The 20858-nt window shown below is 45.7% G+C and carries 21 protein-coding genes and 2 pseudogenes; 16 read left to right on the top strand and 7 right to left on the bottom strand.

The annotated features are described in order from the left end of the window. Positions 1–81 precede the first annotated feature (81 nt). From RIG66_RS26845 to RIG66_RS26835, 3 genes are all read right to left on the bottom strand, one after another. Entirely contained in the window at positions 82–1110 is a 1029-nt protein-coding gene (locus RIG66_RS26845; RefSeq protein WP_446382070.1) for an aromatic ring-hydroxylating dioxygenase subunit alpha, read from the bottom strand. 242 nt (positions 1111–1352) lie between these two features. Continuing rightward, a complete protein-coding gene (locus RIG66_RS26840) occupies positions 1353–1871 on the bottom strand; it encodes a type IV pilin-like G/H family protein (protein ID WP_446382068.1) in 519 nt (172 codons plus the stop codon). 218 nt (positions 1872–2089) lie between these two features. After that, on the bottom strand, positions 2090–4045 hold the full coding sequence (locus RIG66_RS26835) for an FAD-dependent oxidoreductase (RefSeq protein WP_446382066.1): 1956 nt from the start codon (positions 4043–4045) through the stop codon (positions 2090–2092). Positions 4046–4158: 113 nt separating this feature from the next. On the opposite strand from RIG66_RS26835, the gene RIG66_RS26830 reads away from it, so the two are divergent. Beyond that, on the top strand, positions 4159–4932 hold the full coding sequence (locus RIG66_RS26830; protein WP_446382064.1) for an ABC transporter permease: 774 nt from the start codon (positions 4159–4161) through the stop codon (positions 4930–4932). Between the two features lie 225 nt (positions 4933–5157). After that, positions 5158–6045 carry an ABC transporter ATP-binding protein gene (locus RIG66_RS26825; RefSeq protein ID WP_446382090.1) on the top strand — a complete coding sequence of 296 codons (888 nt, stop codon included), beginning with the start codon at positions 5158–5160 and terminating at the stop codon, positions 6043–6045. A gap of 227 nt (positions 6046–6272) precedes the next feature. Here RIG66_RS26825 and recR read toward each other — a convergent pair. Then, positions 6273–6866 (bottom strand): annotated as a pseudogene (gene recR / locus RIG66_RS26820) (recombination mediator RecR); the annotation flags it as partial. 191 nt (positions 6867–7057) lie between these two features. Here recR and RIG66_RS26815 point away from each other — a divergent pair. The 7 genes from RIG66_RS26815 to RIG66_RS26785 all read left to right on the top strand — a co-directional run bounded on the left by RIG66_RS26815 (position 7058) and on the right by RIG66_RS26785 (position 13140). Next, positions 7058–8341 (top strand): valine--pyruvate transaminase, encoded by a 1284-nt coding sequence (locus tag RIG66_RS26815; protein ID WP_446382088.1) that lies wholly within the window; start codon positions 7058–7060, stop codon positions 8339–8341. A 145-nt stretch (positions 8342–8486) separates the two neighbouring features. Further along, complete coding sequence (locus RIG66_RS26810; RefSeq protein ID WP_446382062.1) at positions 8487–9791, top strand: glutamate-cysteine ligase family protein; 1305 nt, start codon at positions 8487–8489, stop codon at positions 9789–9791. 43 nt (positions 9792–9834) lie between these two features. Next, the gene (locus tag RIG66_RS26805; protein ID WP_446382060.1) at positions 9835–10521 is read left to right on the top strand and encodes a class I SAM-dependent methyltransferase; all 687 of its coding nucleotides are present in this window, start codon (positions 9835–9837) and stop codon (positions 10519–10521) included. A gap of 378 nt (positions 10522–10899) precedes the next feature. Further along, positions 10900–11793, top strand: a complete 894-nt coding sequence (locus RIG66_RS26800; RefSeq protein WP_446382058.1) for a hypothetical protein — start codon at positions 10900–10902, stop codon at positions 11791–11793. A gap of 148 nt (positions 11794–11941) precedes the next feature. Further along, a complete protein-coding gene (locus tag RIG66_RS26795) occupies positions 11942–12232 on the top strand; it encodes a hypothetical protein (protein WP_446382056.1) in 291 nt (96 codons plus the stop codon). Between the two features lie 270 nt (positions 12233–12502). Continuing rightward, positions 12503–12955 carry a DoxX family protein gene (locus RIG66_RS26790; RefSeq protein ID WP_446382054.1) on the top strand — a complete coding sequence of 151 codons (453 nt, stop codon included), beginning with the start codon at positions 12503–12505 and terminating at the stop codon, positions 12953–12955. Further along, positions 12952–13140: a hypothetical protein gene (locus RIG66_RS26785; protein ID WP_446382052.1), complete on the top strand. Its 189-nt coding sequence runs from the start codon at positions 12952–12954 to the stop codon at positions 13138–13140. The genes RIG66_RS26790 and RIG66_RS26785 overlap by 4 nt, the downstream gene beginning before the upstream one ends. A 44-nt stretch (positions 13141–13184) precedes the next feature. On the opposite strand, the gene RIG66_RS26780 is transcribed toward RIG66_RS26785, so the two are convergent. Then, positions 13185–14051: a shikimate dehydrogenase gene (locus tag RIG66_RS26780; RefSeq protein ID WP_446382050.1), complete on the bottom strand. Its 867-nt coding sequence runs from the start codon at positions 14049–14051 to the stop codon at positions 13185–13187. Positions 14052–14121: 70 nt separating this feature from the next. Between RIG66_RS26780 and RIG66_RS26775 the strand changes: the two genes are divergently transcribed. From RIG66_RS26775 to RIG66_RS26765, 3 genes are read left to right on the top strand one after another with little or no spacing between them, the layout of a single operon-like run. After that, the gene (locus RIG66_RS26775; RefSeq protein WP_446382048.1) at positions 14122–14970 is read left to right on the top strand and encodes a hypothetical protein; all 849 of its coding nucleotides are present in this window, start codon (positions 14122–14124) and stop codon (positions 14968–14970) included. 1 nt (position 14971) lies between these two features. Then, entirely contained in the window at positions 14972–15322 is a 351-nt protein-coding gene (locus tag RIG66_RS26770) for a hypothetical protein (protein ID WP_446382046.1), read from the top strand. Positions 15323–15380: 58 nt separating this feature from the next. Further along, on the top strand, positions 15381–15977 hold the full coding sequence (locus tag RIG66_RS26765) for a hypothetical protein (protein ID WP_446382044.1): 597 nt from the start codon (positions 15381–15383) through the stop codon (positions 15975–15977). A gap of 263 nt (positions 15978–16240) precedes the next feature. Here the strand turns inward: RIG66_RS26765 and RIG66_RS26760 are convergent, their stop codons facing one another. Continuing rightward, positions 16241–17344: a metal ABC transporter substrate-binding protein gene (locus RIG66_RS26760; protein ID WP_446382042.1), complete on the bottom strand. Its 1104-nt coding sequence runs from the start codon at positions 17342–17344 to the stop codon at positions 16241–16243. Between the two features lie 93 nt (positions 17345–17437). Between RIG66_RS26760 and RIG66_RS26755 the strand changes: the two genes are divergently transcribed. The 3 genes from RIG66_RS26755 (at position 17438) to RIG66_RS26745 (ending at position 19471) form a co-directional block, all read left to right on the top strand. Next, on the top strand, positions 17438–18229 hold the full coding sequence (locus tag RIG66_RS26755; RefSeq protein WP_446382040.1) for a metal ABC transporter ATP-binding protein: 792 nt from the start codon (positions 17438–17440) through the stop codon (positions 18227–18229). Positions 18230–18374: 145 nt separating this feature from the next. After that, positions 18375–19262 (top strand): metal ABC transporter permease, encoded by an 888-nt coding sequence (locus RIG66_RS26750; RefSeq protein WP_006100597.1) that lies wholly within the window; start codon positions 18375–18377, stop codon positions 19260–19262. A gap of 128 nt (positions 19263–19390) precedes the next feature. Then, positions 19391–19471, top strand: a complete 81-nt coding sequence (locus RIG66_RS26745) for a hypothetical protein (protein ID WP_446382086.1) — start codon at positions 19391–19393, stop codon at positions 19469–19471. 15 nt (positions 19472–19486) lie between these two features. Here the strand turns inward: RIG66_RS26745 and RIG66_RS26740 are convergent. Further along, a pseudogene (locus tag RIG66_RS26740) lies at positions 19487–20065 on the bottom strand (Uma2 family endonuclease); the annotation flags it as partial. Positions 20066–20363: 298 nt separating this feature from the next. Here RIG66_RS26740 and RIG66_RS26735 point away from each other — a divergent pair. After that, positions 20364–20684, top strand: a complete 321-nt coding sequence (locus RIG66_RS26735) for a CU044_2847 family protein (RefSeq protein WP_446382038.1) — start codon at positions 20364–20366, stop codon at positions 20682–20684. The last annotated feature ends 174 nt before the right edge of the window (positions 20685–20858 follow it).

Genomic DNA, 20858 nt, shown 5'->3' with positions numbered 1-20858 from the left:
CATACATTCAACCTTAACCAAGGGCGGGTTTTGCCACAAACAGTATCAGCAAAATTCCCAATTCAATCCCTAAACCCACCCCTACAAATCACCCTGCTTACCCATCACCCGTTGCACACTCACCAACGCCCGATTCAACTCATACCCCCTCCCTTGCGGATGCGCCAAATACGCCAACTGTTCCTCCTCAATCATCTGCACATCCTGACGCACCAACCCATCCAACAACCCCTGCGCCGAACCAAATAAACTCTCCTTAATCCACCGCCGAAACCAAATCGGTAACTTATGCAACCGCCAAAACGCATTCAGCGACGTAAAATGAACCAAATAGGCGCGAGTCTGGCGTAAACTTATCGGACACAATAAACAATAAATCCTAAAATCCTCCCCCAAACTCGACACCCAATGGGGATAAACATAACTCACATCCAACGGTTCCGGATGCAAACGCCGCAGCGCCGGAAAAAACAACTGAGAAATCGACCAAATTTTATCAATCTTATAATAACTCTTCGCCTGATAATGAGCATCTACCCGATACTCATCCTCCTCAATATCCACCAAAACCGGATCAGCCCACGCTTGCAAATCCTGATGCAAATGCCCATGATACATATCCATCAAATTCTCAATTAAAAACGAAAAATGGGCATTACAGTCAATCCGAGAAACCGTAGCAATATAATTCAGATGATCCCACTCCGGGAGTCCCATCGGTTGTCGAATGTTCCTATCCCCCTCCCCTGGAAACAGCCAAATAAACCCATCCTGTTCCCGCACCGGATAAGCACGAACCGCACAATTCGGCAATTTTTGATTTTCGGCTAAATAGGGAACAAAAACACAATTTCCCGTTGTCTTAAACTGCCATCCGTGATAAGCGCACTCCAACAAATCCCCCTTAACTTGACCATGACTCAATTGAACTTGGCGATGAGGACAACAGTTTTCTAAGGCATGAATTTCACCCGTACTATCGCGAAAAAGAACAATATTTTGATGCCAAAGGGTTACGCCGACAGGTTGCAATTTCACCTCATCGCTACGGGCGACAACATACCAATGATTGAGGTTAATTCCAAGTTGGCGAATATCTAAATTTGTCATACTAAGTCATAATTAAATTGTAGTTATAATTTAATTGTAGGGGCAGGTTTAGGAATTGTAGGGGCAGGTTTAGGAATTGTAGGGGCAGGTTTAGGAATTGTAGGGGCGGGTTTAGGAATTCAACTCAGCTATCACTGAAATAACGGAACAGCAAAACCCGCCCTATCTCACCAATAACGGAACAGCAAAATCCTTGACCATTGAATCGGGCGCACGTCGGTGCGCCCCTACGGTGTCACACCCTATAATATTCTGTTCCGATCAAAATCCGTTAACGCATGAGAACCAAAAGGACATAATATCCCCGTTGAAGCAAACGTCGGCGCAGTCGGAATCACAGGCGGAGAGGTTGAAGGTAAATTCGTTTCACAAATCCCCCCAATGCCCTTAATAATCTCACCCGACGATACCACAAAAGCCGCCCCCGCATAACTTTTCAGTTTCGGGTTTTTCGCTTGGGCAATCATAATCATACCCTGACGCGGATTCTTTGCAGGTAACATCAAATAGCGATAATTCTCCGTCTCCTGGAACCCCGCCAGATTTAACTCAGCTAAACTTGTGGCAAACTGAGAATACTCCAGAAAATAATTTAATTGCGCCAAATTCACCGCATTTAAATACTCTTGCACCTCCCCTTGCAGCGCCAAGGCTGCGGCTGTTTGGGGAATGTAGGAAGGCGATTCCTGCGCCTGTACCGTTGGCGAGAATCCTGTGAATAAAGTAATCAGTCCTAATTTCGCGATCGCACCTTTAATCATAGCGTGTTCCTCTCCATTGGGGATAGGGGATTGGGTTTAGGAAAGTTAGGGCGGGTTTTGTTGATATGTTATCGGTAATATTCAGGATTGAATCCCTAAACCCGCCCCTACAATTATCTGTACTGTTGGCGAAATTCCTGTTTAAGGCTGGTGGTGTATCAAGGGTTTCTGACGAATGACAAATGACAAATGACAAATGACGAATGACGAATAACAAATCATATCGAAAAAATCCCTTCTGGATTCACCGATAACAGCGATCGTTGTTGCAATCCTTCCCGGTGTATAATCTCATTAGCCGCCAGGAATCCACTACTCACCGCCCGTTCCATTAACCCACAGGGAAAGGGCATTTTTACCCAGTCTCCAGCAAAAAATAGATTCGCCACTCCAGAATCACTTTCGGGGCGTTCCTGATAACTCCCTGGCGGATAACCGGAGAAGTTTTTCTGATTCACTAACTCTCGGTGTAACATCGTCGCCGTTTGTAATTCTGGGACAATTTCATAGAGTTCCTGTTCAAAGGTAGTTAACAAAACCTGCTGATTGGGAAACTCGTCTTCTTTATAACAGTAAGCGTGTAACTCTACCACACTTCCCCCCGTCTTTTCATGCCACTGAATATAATCATCTTGGATGCGATGATACAAAGTAATACTATCAGTGAGACGATAGCCAGATAGGGAGGTAAAATTACTATGTTCCCAAGCAAAATCCCGATCAAACCAAAATCGGGCAACGGCAAAAGGATCAGCCACGGCTAATTGTTCCACCTGAGTTAATACTTGGGAATTCACCTCCCCTTCTGCCAATTTAAACAAATGTTGGACACCGGGAACATCAGTGGCAAAGACATAATAATCGGCTTGAATCGTTTCTGTGGCTACCTGGGGCGAATCTGGACTGGAAATTCCCACCAGTTGCACTTCATCCTCCTGGCGTTGCATCAGGTTAAACCGAGGTAAATCCCGTTTCGCGGGTCCGGCTATCACCTGCCCTTGGGAATTATAAACCGCCCCATGACAGGGACAAATAAACTGACCATCCCCTTGGCGTTGTACCGTACAGCCTTGATGGGTACAAGTTAGAGAAATCGCTTGATTCTCCTCTGGAAACAGGGCAAACATCGCATCCCCAGCCCCGTAATAATCCACAGTCTGATCAGATTCATCAGTGTCCATCCTGTGATTCCGCTTCACCCAAAACGGCACCGAGGGTTGAGGATTTCCCTGTTGATAACTAATCGAATGAATCTGCCTATCTTGCCACTGAATCTGACTCACCGTGGCTTCCGTAACAATCTTTCCCTGCCGATTTTGAATCGCCTGGGCAATCGGTTCCACCAAACTCCTACCCATATCCTGGCGCGTCCCATTAAACGCCAATCCTTCGGGATTGCCAAAAAAATAAAAGTGGAAAAACTGCATTAATTCGCCCACACTCAACACATCCGGCGCATTCAGACTGGATTTAGCAAAGGGTAAAAAATACAGATCATAAAGTCCTTGGGGAAACTCACCTTTTACCCAATCCGCAACCGATAACTGATCCAAACGCTGGAAACTATCGGGGATTTGGAAACCGCCAATTTCCCGAAACACCTGCCAATGTTTCAGCTTGGTCAGATTAATCCCCCAACGCCAGCGATTTGAAGACGCGATCGCTAAATCTACCACATTCCAGGGAAAGGCAGAACGACTAGGGCGAAAGACTTCCGGCTGATACTGATTATCCCGGAAAACCACCGAGTAAAATTCCAGGGAACGGAAGTGATCCTGAATCTCCAACTCAGCCACCAACCGATTCAAATTATAATAATGCGGGAAAAAGCCATGGAACCCATGTTCCATCCGCAGAGAGTGATCGCCCACCTGAATTTGCCAACTAGCAATCTTACCGCCGAGTTGAGGCGATCGGTCTAATAGTGTGACATCAAAGCCACGTTGACTCAACTCATAGGCACAACTAAGCCCCGCCAATCCCGCACCCACAACCACCACCGATTTCGGCTGAGTCAGGGTTCGGGGCAAATTTAGGGTATCTGGTTGAATAATCGTGGGTTGAGGTTTCGCCCAGCGAGAATATCCGATTACACCCCCCACCCCAGCGACGCCAATCAGTTTCAGGGCGGTGCGTCGGGAAAGGTAGAATCTGTTTAATTTGTCATTGGTCATTGTTTAGGGAACAGGGAACAGGGAACAGGGAACAGGGAATGGGGCGGGCGCGAGTTGCATCTAGGTAAGACAAGAAACAATAATAATGAAACCCGCCCCTACAGAAAATTTAAATGAACTATTGGCATGAAACCGTAGCTGTCGCCCAGCGCATTTTAATCGAACTGGGGCGAAGACGCCGCAGTTTGGTCTTTTGGGGAATTTTCCCCATTTCGGTATTATTACTCAACGGTTATATTTTGGCAGAACGCGCCCAATTGTCGATGGCGCAAGCCTTTGAAAATGCCGCCCCCTCGACATTGGCAGGTGCTGCTTTATTTTTTAGCTGTCTGGGGGGTACGGTAGCCACAGTGGTAGGGGAACGAGAACAGCAAACCCTTAAACGTCTGTTCATCTCACCCTTAAGTGGCATATCCTATTTTCTAGGTATTTTTTGCGCCCATAGCGCCATTGCTGGGGTTCAAGCGGTTTTGGTTTATGCGATCGCAGCATGTTGGGGTGCTAAGTTTCAGGGGTCTCTAGTTTTAGGCATCTTGATCATTCTACAGAGTATCATGGCTTACGTGGGAGTGGGATTCATCCTTGGTACCCAGTTTGCCCGTCGCACGGAGGATGTAAACGCCTTGGTTGCGGCGTTTGGCGTACCTCTGTTAATTTTAGGAGGCGCATTTTTACCCACATCCCTGTTCCCCGACACCTTGCTAGACATCGCCCAATTTAACCCGATTTACCATATCAACGAAGCGCTGCTGGCGGTTTGGGCAAATGGCGCGGGATTAGCCGATATTCGGGAACATTTTTGGTTTTTGGCGGTATTTGCCTTAATTATGGTGGTAGCCGGATGGTTATCTTATCAGCGGATGCTGAGAGTTGAGCGAAGGCTATGATATCAGATAAATCTTCGTAGGGGCGCACAGACGTGCGCCCGTGTAAACTTAAGCCTAAAACCCCCTCACCCCCAGCCCCTCTCCCACCAGGGTAGAGGGGAGTAGGTTTGTAGTAAGGGCTTTAGCCTTTGACAATTTTGGCAACCTCCCATTTGGGATTTTTGAACTTTCAATTAGTCCGTGTCAGAAACTCATAAAATTGTCCTATTTTATGTATTAGTCATTGTGCTGCATATTGAAAACCTCTGTAAATCCTACGGCGATCGCCAGGTTCTGCAAAATCTCACCCTACATATTCCCCCCGGAGAAATTTACGGATTACTTGGACCCAATGGTGCCGGAAAAACAACCACAATTAATACTATCTGTAACTTACTCAAAGCCGACAGTGGCACAATCACAATTAATCACAAACCCGTCTCCGACGCCACCAAAACCCTAATCGGAATTGCCCCCCAGGAAAACTTACTCTATAAAACCTTAACCTGTGCCGAAAACCTGCATTTTTTCGCCCGCATCTATGGCTTAAGTAAACGACAACGACAACAACACGTCCACACCTGTTTAGACGCCGTTAACCTCTGCGATCGCGGTAGGTGTCCCGTTGAAACCTTAAGTGGGGGAATGCAGCGACGCTTAAATATAGCCGTCGCCCTGGTTCATCAGCCGAAACTGGTCATTTTAGACGAACCCACAACGGGTTTAGATATCGAAGCCCGATATGAAATTTGGGATTTAATTCGCCGTCTTCAACGTCAAGGATTAACAATTTTATTAACCACTCACTTACTAGACGAAGCCGAACGCCTGTGTCAGCGGATTGGCATTCTCAAAGGGGGACAAATTGTCGCCGAGGGGAGTTTAGACAGCCTGCGCCAACGGATTCCCGCCCAAGAAATTGTGATCATCCAAACCCAAGAAGAAGAACGTGCGATCGCGCGGGCGACAGAACTCGGTTTCACCCATCGGCGCTACGGGAATGATTTAGCTTTTTGGTTACCCGAAGCGTTGGATTTAAAAGAAATAATTGCTCAATTTGAGGGCATTTCCCTAGATTCAATTACTCGCCAACCTGTACGCTTAGAGCATATTTATATCGAAGTGACTCGATGAAGGATCTTGGCATACAAAGGGCAGAATGAAAGGAGTTTCGCTATACATAGGGCACGGCAATGCCGTGCCCCTACCCAATCAATTATCCCGTCGATTGTGGTAGGGGCACGATACCATCGTGCCCTAATCTAGCTTCATGGAGAATTGACATTAGACGAACATGATATAAATTCTGAATATCCTATTTCTTAACGAATGACAAATGACAAATGACGAATGACAAATAACTAATCCAACTCTCGCCGCCCTTCCAACGCCCGTGCTAATGTCACCTCATCCGCATATTCTAAATCCCCACCCATGGGTAAACCAAAAGCAATTCGAGTCACCTTCGTAAATGGTTTCAATAGTTGACCAACATACAGCGTCGTCGTCTCCCCTTCCACACTCGGACCAATCGCTAAAATCACCTCTTGAATCTTCTGCTGGCTAACGCGGCGCACCAGTTGTTCAACATGCAATTGTTCGGGTCCAATTCCATCCATCGGAGAAATCACTCCACCGAGAACATGATAATTCCCCCGATACTCCCGTGTTTTCTCCAACGCAATCACATCACGGGAATCCGCCACCACACAAAGCGTTGTTTTATCCCGATTCGGGTTACGACAGATATCACAAACCGATTCAGCCGACAGGTGAAAGCAAACCTGACACAAGCCAACCTGCTTTTTCGCCTCAATTAAAGCTTGCGCCAGGGCTTTGACTTCATCCTCTGAGCGCTTAATAATATGTAATGCCAATCGTTGAGCGGTTTTGGGACCCACTCCAGGTAAGCGTTGTAGTTGCTCGATCAGTCGAGCTAGGGGGCGTGTGTAAACCGTGGTTGTTCTCCCAGTCTATGCGTTTACCTTACCTATAGTACGCTCTCCAGTTGAGAAAAGCAGAGGGAATTGGGGGAGTCGGGTGGGGAAATTTGCGGTTAAATAAGTACAGTCCCCAGCGAATCAGCAAATTTGACTCAATTCGCGGCAAAGTAAGTTAACCTCTGTGATAAGAGCGATCGCGCATGATGGAACCGTCTCTCACTCAATTCGGTACTCAGATGTCCAACCTGACGGGCGTCCGGGCTATTATGAAGGATATTATTGAAACGTTACGATTAGGTCAGGGACAGGAGTTCATTAACCTTAGTGCGGGAAATCCGGTAATTTTGCCAGAGGTGGAACAACTGTGGCGAGACTGTACCGCCCAACTCTTGGCAAGTCCTGACTACGGAGAGGTAGTTTGCCGTTATGGGTCATCTCAAGGATACCAGCCCTTGATTGACGCGATCGCAAAAGATTTTAATCAGCGTTATGGCTTGAGACTAACTGAACGGAATATCTTAATTACTCCCGGTTCTCAATCCATTTACTTCTACGGCGCGAATGTCTTTGGCGGCTATACCCAAGCGGGTGAGTTAAAACAAATCGTTCTCCCTCTGAGTCCCGATTATACCGGGTATGGTGGCGTCAGCTTAACCCCAGAAGCACTAATCGCCTACAAACCCAGCCTAGAGATTGACGAAGCGGCGCATCGCTACAAATATCGTCCCGACTTCAGTCAATTGAAAATCAACCAAAATACAGGCTGTGTAATATTTTCGCGCCCCTGTAATCCTACAGGAAATGTTCTCACCGATAATGAAGTGCGAAAAATTGCCGAACTCGCCGCACCTAATCATGTGCCAGTGTTCATTGACTCCGCCTATGCACCCCCATTTCCGGCATTAAACTTTACCGAAATGACGCCAATTTTTGGTGATAATATTATCCATTGCCTGAGTTTATCCAAAGCCGGACTACCCGGAGAACGGATTGGCGTTGCTATTGGTGATCCGGATATGATTGAGATTTTGCAATCGTTCCAGACGAATCTCTGTATCCATTCCTCCCGCTACGGACAAGCCATTGCTGCACAGGCGATTAATTCTGGCGCATTGGCTGAGATTTCTGTTAATGTAATTCGTCCCTATTATCAGCACAAGTTTACCGTATTAGAAACAGCGCTAAACCAATTTATGCCAAAAGATTTACCGTGGTTTTTACATCGGGGTGAAGGCGCTATTTTTGCCTGGTTGTGGTTCAAGGATTTACCGATAACCGATTGGGACTTGTATCAAAAGTTAAAGCAGGTGGGAGTAATCGCCGTTCCTGGAAACACCTTCTTCCCCGGATTACGGGACACCTGGGAACACCAGCATCAGTGTATTCGGATTAGTTTAACGGCTAGCGATCGCGAATTAGAAACCGCCATGAAACGGTTAGTTAAAGTAACACAACAGGTGTATCAGCAAGCCGTGGTGGAGGTTTGATTCTGAGGAAAGTAGGGGCGGGTTTAGGATATATCGTTTCGCCATTGATGATAACATAATGTACCGATACCCAATATCCTCGACTTCTTAGAGAAGTCGGGGATCTGACTGGAAACCGCTATAATACCAAACAACCGTTAACACTATGAAACTAGGTAAACGTCGCATCGGTTTAGAACAAGAATTTTTCCTCGTAGAAGAAAGGGGCAAATTTTCCAATCGTGCCGATGAATTCTTACAAAATTGTCGCCAAGAAGCCGAATCCATTGGTTTAAATCCCAATTACTTTATGCCGGAATGGGTGAAGGGAATGATCGAAATTAATACCCCTCCCGCCCATACTCCCACCGAATTAGCCACAGCCTATCTTAAAAACTTACAACTCGGATTACAGGTGGGGAAAAAGATGGATTTGCGGCTTTATCCCCTATCCAGCTATCCCTTACATTTAATTCCCGTCATTCGGGATAAATTAAGCTATCATGTCCAAGTTCGCACCGTTGGCTACGACCGATTTTTGAATGCGGGTAAATGTACGGGTACTCATATCCATTTAGAAGTACCACCAGGAGTAATTGATTCCCGCGTTGGTGTTTCTTACAACAGCAGCGCCGCCGAACGCGAAGAACTCATTAATATTTATAATTTAGCCACAGCCTTAGATTCTGCCCTCATCGCCTTAGGACGCGCCTGTCCCTTTTATGAAGGAGAAGCTACGGGGCTTGCCTATCACATTGTCCGCTATCGCGGGAGTGACCGATTTGGCTGGGAAGGGGTTTACACTCACTTACAATCTGTTGGCGGTTTAATGCCCTATGCCGATTCTGTGGAACAGTTAGTGGAGTTGCAATTTGAACGCTATTATGCATGGCTAACCGCGATGGATAATGCTAGAGTTGAGCGAAAGTTGTTTACTGAAGGCGGCGGCAATTTACTGAAATCGGGTTGGAATCCGGTGCGACTTAATGCGTTGGGAACGGTGGAATTACGGGGAATTGATAGTAATTATCCGGACGTAATTTTCACGATTATGAGATTAGTTTACAATGCAGCTCGGCGAGTTAGACAGGAAGGAATAACCGTTAGACCTGCTCAAGGCGCTCAGACCTTTGAGTTACGCGATGATTGGCTAATTGTACCAGATTTTGACTATCTCAATGGTGAATTATTATTTGCTGCCGTAACGGAAGGAGTGAAGAGTTCTAAGGTTACGGCTTATCTGGATTCTATTTTAGAGTTTGCGATTCAAGATGGCAGTGAAGGAATTAATTACCTAGAAAAGTTGAAATCAGATTGGGGTGAATATCAAACGACAGAGGCGGAAATTTTACAAGAGTTTGTTCCCGCAGGCGCTAAATTAGAAAAGGAAGAAGGGTTGCGGTTGGTGCGTGAAGCGTGCGATGAGTTAGAAGCCCAGGTATCATCGTTTTCACAAAAGTATTCGGTTTAGGTTACATCGGGTTCAGATTTAATTATAATTGGGGTAAAAATTAATGAATACTGATCAAATTCGCCAAAGTTTTGAAAATACAGCCATAGTATATGACAGTCTAATTCCTAAACTGATTCCTCACTATCATCAACAAAATAGACTGCTGCTCGATCTAATTCCGTTTGACCGTCAGCGTCCCTTGAATGTTCTCGATTTAGGTGCAGGGACAGGAGTGTTGTCTTCTCTGATTCTCCAGGCGTTTCCCTCAGCAAATGTGACAGTATTCGATCTGGCAGAGAGTATGCTAGAAACCTGTCAGAGGAACTTGTCAGCGTTTCGCGATCGCGTAACCCTTCAACAGGGTAATTTTGCCAGTGATGATATTGGGTCAGGCTACGATCTAATTATATCTGGATTGGCAATTCACCATTTAGATCATCCAGGGAAACAGAAGTTATTCAATCGGCTATTTCAGGGGATTAATTCCGGTGGAATTTTCCTCAATCGCGATATTGTTATCAGTTCCACCCCAAATCTAACCCAGCAGCATCATCAGCTTTGGTGTCAGTATATTGAGTCTCAGGGAGAAGATAGCAATTACTGGTTCACTAACTATCTAGCAGAAGATATTCCGGCATCCGTTGAAGACCAGTTAAAATGGCTAAAGCAAGCAGGATTTGAAGATGTTGGCTGTCACTGGCGCTATCTTAACTTTGCGATTTTTGGAGGTCGAAAACCTAATCAATAGGTAGGCAAAGATCACCCCATGCAAGAGGAGGCGATTGAAATCGCTGCTACACAAACATAGGCGAAGCCTTCCCGAAGGGTAGTCCGCCTGCGCGGACTAGGTTATAACAGGGATAGCTAACCCGGATTTGGTATTAGTCCATTTTAATGGACTTTAGCTATAAGCCAAGAACTTGAGTTCTTGGCTTGTTTTAGCTTCGATTGAACCGTCAAATCTATTCCGCCACCCTCTTGGATATCGCCTGTACAATTCTCTCTAAAAGAAATAACGGATCAGTTTCGCGGCGTAAATTACTGATCTCAAACTGAGTGTGACACTCCTGATCTCCAAAAGTAATGATGAGAGTAGTAGATGTACCCAAGTGTCTTGAGAATTGTCATGAAAAGTGCCACATTAGAACGTTCAAAGGGACGCTTAAGTTCAGCATCAAACCCGATAAAGCGGTTAACCCAAGGAGACTTCACGCAGCGGTTTGGTCGTTTCCTCATCTGTCGGAGAATATATAGTCTTCTCCAAGCTAGGCGACAGCGCCTAAATCCCGATTTCTATAAAAAACGCCTGAAGATTGCTTCTGATTCAATGTTTGACGGTTTTTCCCTAGATAAATGTGTCCAACAACTCCGTCATGAAGGAGTAGGATTTGGTCTGCATTTATCGCCGTCAATGGTAAAAGAAATCTATCAATATGCCATAAAAACACCTTGTATTGAACCTGAGTCTGACGACGAGTTTTTCATCGAAGAGGTAATTAGAAAGGGTCGAAGGCGAGGTGAGCATCCAGTGCTGCGTGCCTTGGTGCGTGATGTAATGGATTGTGAAGCCATTCAAAAAATTACCCAAGATCCGCTGCTGTTGCAAATCGTTAAGAACTATCTGGGGTATTGGCCCAACCAAATTACCCAGCATCTGACTTGGAGTTTAGTTTCAGATCTGTCCGAGTTGGAAATTAGACAGAGTTATCCACCCACAAATTTTCACTATGATATCGCTGGGTACAACTTCATGACAGCCTATTTTTATATCACCGATGTGAAGGCTGATTCTGGCGCTCACGTTATGTTCAAAGGCTCTCATAAGAAAAAGCCACTTTACATGACTTTTTCTGCGGGTCGCCAGTCGGACAAGGCGGTGCTTAATTATTACGGGCAAGACAATCAACTGATCATTGAAGGAGAAAGTGGATTTGGTTTTGTGCAAGATCCTTCCTGCATTCACCGAGTCATTTCTCCAGTTAAAGCAGATAGACTACTGCTGCAAATCCGGTATTCTTAGACCGCAGTGGACTGACACAGTTAAAATGGTGGAATAGGTTGGGTTCGTAGTAGGGGCTTTAGCCCTCTCCAGCTAGGCGGAGAGAGAACTAAAGTTCTCACTACAAACAACGTCCTATCAGAATACTCAAAGAGAACGAAAAGAAATTGTGGATAATTTTCGTCCATCTAATGAAGAGTTTTCTCTGTTAGAGGAAGTTGAACTGTTAACGGTCACTCTCCGGGGCTATGCCAATCAAATTCAGGTGCAAGGGTGGATTGTAAATGAAACCAAGGCAATTGAGCAATTGCGAGAAATGCGAGTTTTTAGGATACCTGTTATCGTCCAGTTTTACTTTGTCAGTAATGGCAAGTATGAGCAAATGAAGGGTTATATTAGAATGTTGGATTACTTGCGCTTACTGATGCTGGAATATTTGCAGTATGAACAATTAAATTAAAAATCCGGCAAAGATTATCAATATTAACTCCTATTCTATGCACCTATGTTCAGGGTTGGTTTATTCAATTGGGGGCTTTCAAAACCAGATAATGGGAAAACCTACCCCGACAAATAAATGAGAAATGATTAAATTAGAACAGTTAAGATGATGAAATGTAATACTAAATCCCAGTTCAGGGGTTATCGAGCAGTTTAAGAGCTAACTAGGGATAGACGCACGATCGCGACTCAGCCTCTATCCTGTGATCGTGAGTTTCCTCTATTCCTTATGTCTCAATCACCTGACAACAGTTATCGCCGTAAAGAAATCCTTCGGGGTGTTCTTGCGGTGTGTATCATCATCGTCGGTATCACCCATTTCTTGAAACCAGAACAATATGCCCGCATCGTTCCGCCACCCTTTCCCCCCTTGACGTCTGTCTATGTGAGCGGTTTCTTCGAGATTCTCGGCGGTATTGGTTTAATGATTCCATTTGTCAGCGTCGCCGCCGCCTGGGGACTGATTGCTCTGTTTATTGCGGTGTTTCCTGCCAATATCTACATGACACTGAACAATATCAAGATTGAAGGCATTCCCCACAGTCAATTGTTTTATTGGATTCGGCTACCCTTTCAAGCCGTGTTAATTGCTTGGGCTTATTGGTATACTCGCCACCCGGAAAAACAAGCTGGCGCATCAGTTGTCGCTGAAAAGGTCAAGCTTTTGATTAATCGATCATGACAAAAGCGTCACCAACCCAATCTCCTGAAACGATTCCCCTTGACAACCGTCATCCCCCGTGGCTTGACCGCCGCCAATTTCCGTTCACGTCTCGCTTTCTTGAGATTGAAGGACATCGGATTCACTATGTTGATGAAGGCAGTGGTGCTACCCTTACTTGGTATTATTTTAGGCGTTTGTCGTAAACGATGCGAACATTTGAGGCGCTAAAGCGCAACTACGAGCAAACTTACAAGCCTAATTTTTGTTGTAAGGATTCTCGCATGATTTCAACGGGTGGTGTTTGTCCTAACCAAATTTCTAAGGCGGCTGCACCTTGTTGGACTAACATTTCTAAGCCGTCAATGGGAGTCGCGCCTTGGTGTTTGGCTTGTTGCAGGAATTTTGTAGGATTGGGGGTGTAGATTAAGTCATAGGCGATCGCACCTTTGGGTAATCCTTGCATTGTCTGTTCATCGACAGGGGATTGATCGACATGAGGATGCATCCCGACAGGTGTGGTATTTACGAGTAAATCGGCTTGTTGTAGTAATTGGGGGAGTTCTTCCCAGGGATAGGCTTGGAGAATTGGAGATAAGGGAGTATTTGCCCAACTTTGCTGGAACTGACTTAGTTTATAGGGATTGCGACCGACAACCCAAATCTCAGGACACCCTAATTGCATACAACCCACGACAACGGCGCGTGCTGCACCACCATAGCCTAATACTACCGCCTTGGTTTGATGCCAATCTCGCCGATATTGGTTTAAGGGTGCGATAAACCCTAAGACATCGGTATTTGTCCCACTCCAGCCTTTATCGGTACGCCAAACGGTGTTCACGGCACCCACCAGTTGGGCGATATCGGATACCTCGGCTAAGAGGGGGATAATGGCTTGCTTATGGGGAATCGTGATATTAAAGCCTTGCAATCCTATCGCCGCAAACCCCGCCACGGCGACAGCTAAATCCTCCGGTTTGACGGGGAGAGGGAGATAGACATAATCCACACCCAACTGTGCGATCGCGCGATTGTGCATAATTGGTGATAGAGAATGCTCCACCGGATGACCAATTACGCCTAAGAGTTTGGTTGTCCCTGTAATCTGTTGCATTGTGCTATTTTAGCAAGGCATGGGATAAGTTGAATACCCAATGAATCGTTCAATTCAATAATTTTCTGATATGCTGCGAAAATTTCTTATCCTTTTCATGTCTTTGGCATTGTGTCTAACCACCCTAGCGTGTGGTTCGCCTTCTGTCGCCCAAAGCCCAAATCAGACGGTCAATGTTACCTCAAATTCCCAGCAGTTCCCTGATGGGAAATATCCGGTGCAACAAGCCACTTACGATGATGTTAGTGGTGAATATAGCCTGATGTTGCTGAATACACCAGCCGGTACACCCCCTGTCTTGCGTAGTCCAGATTTGCGATTAGCCCGTCTTACGGATGAGGAACTATCAGCGGGTGAAAAGACATACTTGCAAATCGAAAATGGTCAAGCCGATATGCACTTAAGTGAAAACTTTCGGATTGAATATGTGCATAACGTTACCGAAACCCAAACAAATCCGCAAACAGGTCAACCGGAAACGGTAATCGTGCGGCGGGAATCCAATTTCTGGACACCATTTGCAGGTGCTATGGCGGGTCAAGCTTTAGGGAGTTTATTATTTCGACCCAGCTATTATGTACCCCCGGTTTACCATGGTGGAATTATGACCGGATATGGTGGATATGGAAGCACTTACTCCCAAGCGGTAGACCGATATCAAACCCGTCATAATCAACCGCCACCTGCGGTAAAGAATCGTCAAACGTTCCGCAGTACAGGTCAATTAAGACGTTCCTCTAATTCATCATCAACGGCTCGCAAAAATAGCCAAAAAGCTAATCGGGCGACAGGTTCAGGTTTTGGATCTAGTAATTTGCGCCGTTCTAATAAATCTAGTTCGACACGGATGAATCGTTCCAGTCGTTTTGGTAGCAGTTTTGGCAGCCGTCGGCGTTCGATGGGAAGAAGACGGCGTTAAATTGTCATTTGTCATTTGTCATTTGTCATTTGTCATTTGTCATTTGTCATTTGTAGGGGCGGGTTTAGGGACAATTGTAGAGGCGGGTTTAGGGACAATTGTAGGGGCGGGTTTAGGGACTCAATTCAGCTCCCCACCGATAACGGAACAACAAAACCCGCCCTCCCCACCGATAACGGAACAACAAAACCCGCCCTCCCCACCGATAACGGAACAACAAAACCCGCCCTCCCCATCGATAAATGAACAACAAAACCCGCCCTCCTCACCGATAACGGAACAACAAAACCCGCCCTCCCCACCGATAACGGAACAACAAAACCCGCCCTCCCCACCAATAAATGAACAATAAAACCCGCCCTCCTCACCAATAGCTGAACAACAAAACCTGTCCTTATAACTATTCAGCTATGCCCTACAGTCAATTTACTACGATTGGTAAAGTCAAAGAAGCGTTTAATTTAACCACAGCCGAAGGGATTCACTTTTTACCAGATATTGAACCCATTCAACCGTCCCCAACCCTGATATCCTTTTTAGAAGAAAGTTTACCTTTAGCAGCATCAGCTAGTGAAAAAGCGCGTTCGGAAGGCATTATTTACCCAGTTTTGCTGGAAGTTCGGCGCATCCTGCAACGACGGGTCAGCTTATTTTCGGGAGAGGATTTCACCGTTGATGAGTCACTTGGACTCAATGGACGGTGTGATTTTCTCTTGAGTCGTTCCGAGGAACTTTTAGAAATTGAAGCGCCAGTCGTGATTATTATCGAGGCAAAAAAAGCAGATTTGAGAACAGGATTTGGGCAATGTATTGCCGAAATGGTGGCAGCACAGAAATTTAATCAGGCAAAACAAACACCTATTTACACGATTTATGGGGCAGTTAGTAGTGGCACTCAATGGCGATTTCTGAAGCTAGAAGAACAAACCGTAACCATTGATTTAATTGATTATCCTCTGCCACCTGTGGAGCCAATTTTGGGGTTTTTGGTATGGATGATGCAGTAAGCTGGGGAAGCTGAGGAGAGGATTAAGCTGTCACGCATTTAAATTGGGAATGGGTAGCGAGCAAGATGCTCGCACTACAAAGATTTCGCCATTATTGACATTAAGGTTTAAATGCCGAACAGTTTATCCGGTCAAATTTTGTTATTCAGTTATTGGTGAGGTAGGGCGGGTTTTGTTGTTCAGTTATTAATGAAAAGCAAGTTTAGTGTCTAAACCCGCCCCTACATAAGACATAAGACATAAGACGATATCCACCGTTAACATTAATTGCCCCCGTTTAAAAATGCTTGATAATCGCCCCCTAACGCTTCGACAATAGTACGGGTATTAGTAATCAACATTTTCACATAAGTATCCGCTTCACTTCCGGGTGCGCCTAGGGAATCAGAATAGAGTTCGGATGGTGCTAATTTAACCCCCGCTTCTTCCGCAACCGTTTCAATTAAAGCCGGGTTAATCGTGGTTTCGGCAAAAATAGCAGGAACTCCGGCTTCTTCCACTGCATCGGATAGGGTTTTCACAGTTTGGGCGCTGGGTTGTTCTTCGGTGCTAATTCCGATTAGTGTGCCAATCACTTCTAATCCATAAGCTTGAGCATAATATTGAAAGGCATCATGGGTGGTGACGAGTTTACGCTGATTCGCGGGGATGGTTTGAATTTGCTGAGTAATCCAGGTATCAACCTGTTCTAATTCCGCCGTGAGTTTGGCGGCGTTAGCGGTAAATTCGTCTTCGTCTTCTGGTGAAAGTTCAATTAAGCGATCGCGTATGGCATTGACCATTTTAATCCCATGCTCTGCATCTCCCCAAACATGAGGATCGGGTTCGGTTTCTCCTTGATATTCAAAGTCTAAGGAGGTGACAACTTCGCCAACAGCAAAGGTTTTGGCATTTACCCCCGCCGACTGCATCAGTTTAATCAGTGCAGGTTCTAAGTTATACCCGTTGTAGAGAATCAAATCGGCTTGTTCTAAAGCAATGGTATCAGCAGGTACGGGTTCGTAAACGTGTGGATCAGCACCAGGTTCCAGGATTCCGGTTAACTCGATCTCATCTCCCCCCACTTGTTCGGTCCAGTCGGCAATAATGGTACTGGTAGCGACAACGTTGGGTTTATCCTCTGCATCGGTTCCTGAGAGATTCGGATTTGTCGCCTCACAGCCACTCAGCCAAAGTCCCAGCATCACCCCAGCTAGAACCTTCCATCGGGAAATTTTCGGGAAATTAATTCTACCCTTTCCCCCAAACAGGGCGGGTTTAGTCAAGGTATTGGTGTGTTGGGTAGCCTTATCAGTCAAACCCGCCCCTACACCTGTACACTCCTGTTGTAACTGAGTTCTACCCTGCGAGTGAGTTATTCCGATCATCAAGTTTATATAGTGGTTTTCATATTGTTTTCATTTTTAAATGTACAATATTCTCATAATTGTTTCATTTTCCCCAATCTGCCCGGTTTAATCATGTCAACGCTTATCTTTAAAAGAAACGACTCCAACCCCCAAAGCCCTACCATTACCCACCAAGAACCCATAAGGATTGGACACCTTAGCGTACAGTATCGCTTTGTGGAGGCGCTCAAGGATATCACCTGTCAGATTCAACCGGGGCGACTGACGGGAATTATTGGTCCCAATGGCGCGGGGAAAAGTACGCTGATGAAAGCGATGCTGGGGTTAGTGCAGACAAGCTGTGGTACGGCGATGTATCAGGGGAAACCGATGATGGATCAGTTAAACAGGATCGCCTATGTACCCCAGCGATCGCAGATTGATTGGACATACCCTGCAACCGTGTGGGATGTGGTATTAATGGGGCGGATACGCAAGACGGGATGGTTTCGGCGTTTCTCCACCGTATCCCGACGCATCGCCGCCCAATCGTTAGGGCGGGTGGGGATGAGTGAATTTCGCGATCGCCCGATTGGGCAATTATCGGGGGGACAACAGCAGCGCGTTTTTCTCGCCAAAGCATTAGCTGAAGAAGCAGATATTTTCTGCTTTGATGAACCCATGGCGGGAATTGATAAAAAAACCGAAGCCATTATATTTGAGATTCTCCACGAATTAGCCGATTCCGGGAAAACCGTGTTAGTGGTTCACCATGATTTAGGGGAAGCCATTACCAATTTTGATGATTTAATTTTATTGAATCGGGAATTAATCGCCTCAGGTTCCCGCCCACAAGTCATGCAGGCAAATAACATACAACGAGCGTATGGAGGTCAAGTCGTATTTTTCTCAGATGCAGCTTAATGTTTGAATTGTGTAGGGGCGGGTTTAGGGATTAAAATTGATTGTTTTTATTAACGTTTCTACAAAACCCGCCCTGGCTAACGTTTGAGATATTCAACAAATAACAAATAACAAATAACAAATAACAAATGACAAATGACGAATTATGCTTGACCTTTTAATTGAACCCTTGCAATACAGTTTTATGCAGCGATCGCTAATGACAGCCGTCTTAGTGGGAATCGTCTGCGCTTCAGTGGGAAGCTACCTGATGGTACAACGCCTCGCCTTACTCGGTGATGCGATTAGTCATTCCGTATTACCCGGATTAGCGATCGCTTATATCGTGGGTGTGGATATCTTTCTGGGGGCGTTTTTGGCAGGTATTGTCAGTACCATTGTAATTACCTGGATCAGAACGCGATCGCAGATTAAAGAAGATGCGGCGATGGGGATTGTCTTTTCCGCCTTCTTTGCCCTTGGTATTACCTTAATTACGGTTATTCAAAAAGACAATAAGATTGACCTAAATCACTTTTTATTTGGCAATATCCTCAGCGTTACCGGGGAGGAAGTGATCAATACAGCCATAATTACCGCCATTGTCCTCGCCATTGTTCTGTTGCTGTATAAAGAATTAATGTATTATACCTTTGATCCTGTAGGGGCAAAAGCAGCAGGATTACCGACAAATTTACTCAACTTTGGCTTAATGATTTTAATTGCTTTAACCATCGTCGCCAGTCTCAAAGCGGTTGGCGTGATTTTAGTCTTAGCCATGCTAATTACCCCAGGGGCGACGGCGTATTTATTGGTGACAAGGTTGCACCAGATGATGCTGTTAGGGTCAGGAATTGGCGTTGTTGCCAGTATTAGTGGGATGTATTTGAGCTATTTTTTCAATTTGCCATCGGGTCCGGCTATTGTATTAGTCACCTTTGGATTTTTTATGCTGGCATTTTTGTTTAGTCCCAGTCAGGGTGTTTTAACTCATCCCAGAGTTCAATCTAATCAGTCACAAATTTGGCGAGAAATTAAGGGACTATTGAGATGAAATGAGTCTGTAGGGGCGGGTTTAAGGACAATTGTAGGGGCGGGTTTAGGGACTAAATTCCGCTATTTACCAATAACAGAAAAACAAAACCCGCCCTCCCCTTCATGTAGGGAACAGGTGTTCTAAAGATTAGCAATCTGCTGGGCGAACCAAACAGCCGCCGCGCCGTTGGTTTCCTGTTCAAGACGGGCAAAGGTTTGTTCAACTAACGCGATCGCTAACCCATCCAATGCCCTAGAGACTTCACTCTGTTGATATCGACCATCAGCTTGCAGACAAAATGCTATCACCCTAGCGGCTGACACATCAATCACCCAATATTCGGGAATTTCTAAGTTGGCATAAATTTGCTTTTTTTCATCCAAATCCGTTGCTAAAGTTGTATCTCCCACTTCCCAGACTAAATCAGGAACTCGCCACTGTCTTAAATTAATTCGTCGCGGTTCTCCCACTTGCCAACGAGGAGATTCTGCACCAATATACACCACCTGATCGGGAGACGCCGCCCGTTGTTTTGGTTTTTCGAGAATACATCCCCCCAAACAATCGAATGTTTGTTCTGGCTGACGACTAAACCAGAAGGCAATTAACATTGTCAGGAGTTCGCGAAATCTGGCGTGATTAATACCTTCCCAGCCCATGTCAACAAAGAGATAGCCCTGATTAAAAAAGATTCTAAAATAGTCAACCTGGGACTGTTCAGCATCCACGCAGCACGCCACATAATCATCCCATGTTGCTGATTGCCATTGAGGAATTTGATCAGGCGATGTTCGTACCCGAATCTGAGTCAGAGTTGCCATATCACCCAAGTGATGACTGTTTCAAGTCTACTGTTGCAATTTTATAGTATGAGTAGCGAGCAAGATGCTTGGTAGCGAGCAAGATGCTCGCACTACCAGGATTCCACAATTCTTGATCTTAAGGTTTATCTGCCGAACAGCTTAAGATAAAGAGAACAAGTTTGTAGTCAGATATGCTGTAGGGTGGGCATTGCCCACCAGAAGACGAGGAGCGTGCCATTCATCTTAAGATAGGGATAACAAGCAAGTTTGTAGTCAGGGAACCTTAGCCCTTACATTTCCCATTGAGGAGAATGAAATGACTTTTGCCGAATCCCGCAGTGACACCGTTCCCGTTGAGCTTCCCAATGGGGCGATCGCGAAATTTGAGGTGACAACCACGGGGCGAGAGGATGTCAGTTTTGATGCCAAGCAGTTTCAGCCTGTTGCTGATGCGATCGAGGGGGTAGTACAGATGGTCGCCGCACCCCTGAAAAAAGCCAGACCGAGGAAGGCGACGGTAAAATTTGGCATGGAAATGGCGATCGAGGCGGGACAATTAACGGCAGTGATTGTCAAAGGATCGGGTAAAGCGAATCTGGAAATCACGTTGGAATGGGAAGCCCAGCCTAAACCGTAAACCCTGAGGGGGTGACAAGGAACTTGAAGGTACTACTGGGTGTAGGGTGTAGGGTGTAGGGTGTAGGGTGTAGGGTGTAGGGAAAAATTGACGCTTCGACTCCGCTCGACTCCGCTCGACTCCGCTCGGTGTTGAACTTTACTCAGGGAGTCACCAAAAACTCTATTGCTTATT

It is taken from the genome of Coleofasciculus sp. E2-BRE-01 (assembly GCF_040221695.1).
In the GTDB taxonomy this organism is placed as follows: Bacteria; Cyanobacteriota; Cyanobacteriia; order Cyanobacteriales; family Coleofasciculaceae; genus Coleofasciculus.
The sequence above is the reverse complement of the archived record's forward strand: the minus strand, read 5'-3'. Positions and strand labels throughout refer to the sequence as shown.

Excerpts from the sequence above, each read along its gene's own strand:
- RIG66_RS26840 (WP_446382068.1), bottom strand. The coding sequence starts at position 1,871 with ATGATTAAAGGTGCGATCGCGAAATTAGGACTGATTACTTTATTCACA.
- RIG66_RS26760 (WP_446382042.1), bottom strand. The coding sequence starts at position 17,344 with ATGATCGGAATAACTCACTCGCAGGGTAGAACTCAGTTACAACAGGAG.
- RIG66_RS26830 (WP_446382064.1), top strand. The coding sequence starts at position 4,159 with ATGAACTATTGGCATGAAACCGTAGCTGTCGCCCAGCGCATTTTAATC.
- RIG66_RS26800 (WP_446382058.1), top strand. The coding sequence starts at position 10,900 with ATGAAAAGTGCCACATTAGAACGTTCAAAGGGACGCTTAAGTTCAGCA.
- RIG66_RS26780 (WP_446382050.1), bottom strand. The coding sequence starts at position 14,051 with ATGCAACAGATTACAGGGACAACCAAACTCTTAGGCGTAATTGGTCAT.
- RIG66_RS26810 (WP_446382062.1), top strand. The coding sequence starts at position 8,487 with ATGAAACTAGGTAAACGTCGCATCGGTTTAGAACAAGAATTTTTCCTC.
- RIG66_RS26765 (WP_446382044.1), top strand. The coding sequence starts at position 15,381 with ATGCCCTACAGTCAATTTACTACGATTGGTAAAGTCAAAGAAGCGTTT.
- RIG66_RS26755 (WP_446382040.1), top strand. The coding sequence starts at position 17,438 with ATGTCAACGCTTATCTTTAAAAGAAACGACTCCAACCCCCAAAGCCCT.
- RIG66_RS26835 (WP_446382066.1), bottom strand. The coding sequence starts at position 4,045 with ATGACCAATGACAAATTAAACAGATTCTACCTTTCCCGACGCACCGCC.
- RIG66_RS26845 (WP_446382070.1), bottom strand. The coding sequence starts at position 1,110 with ATGACAAATTTAGATATTCGCCAACTTGGAATTAACCTCAATCATTGG.
- RIG66_RS26775 (WP_446382048.1), top strand. The coding sequence starts at position 14,122 with ATGCTGCGAAAATTTCTTATCCTTTTCATGTCTTTGGCATTGTGTCTA.
- RIG66_RS26790 (WP_446382054.1), top strand. The coding sequence starts at position 12,503 with ATGTCTCAATCACCTGACAACAGTTATCGCCGTAAAGAAATCCTTCGG.
- RIG66_RS26750 (WP_006100597.1), top strand. The coding sequence starts at position 18,375 with ATGCTTGACCTTTTAATTGAACCCTTGCAATACAGTTTTATGCAGCGA.
- RIG66_RS26785 (WP_446382052.1), top strand. The coding sequence starts at position 12,952 with ATGACAAAAGCGTCACCAACCCAATCTCCTGAAACGATTCCCCTTGAC.
- RIG66_RS26815 (WP_446382088.1), top strand. The coding sequence starts at position 7,058 with ATGGAACCGTCTCTCACTCAATTCGGTACTCAGATGTCCAACCTGACG.
- RIG66_RS26805 (WP_446382060.1), top strand. The coding sequence starts at position 9,835 with ATGAATACTGATCAAATTCGCCAAAGTTTTGAAAATACAGCCATAGTA.
- RIG66_RS26735 (WP_446382038.1), top strand. The coding sequence starts at position 20,364 with ATGACTTTTGCCGAATCCCGCAGTGACACCGTTCCCGTTGAGCTTCCC.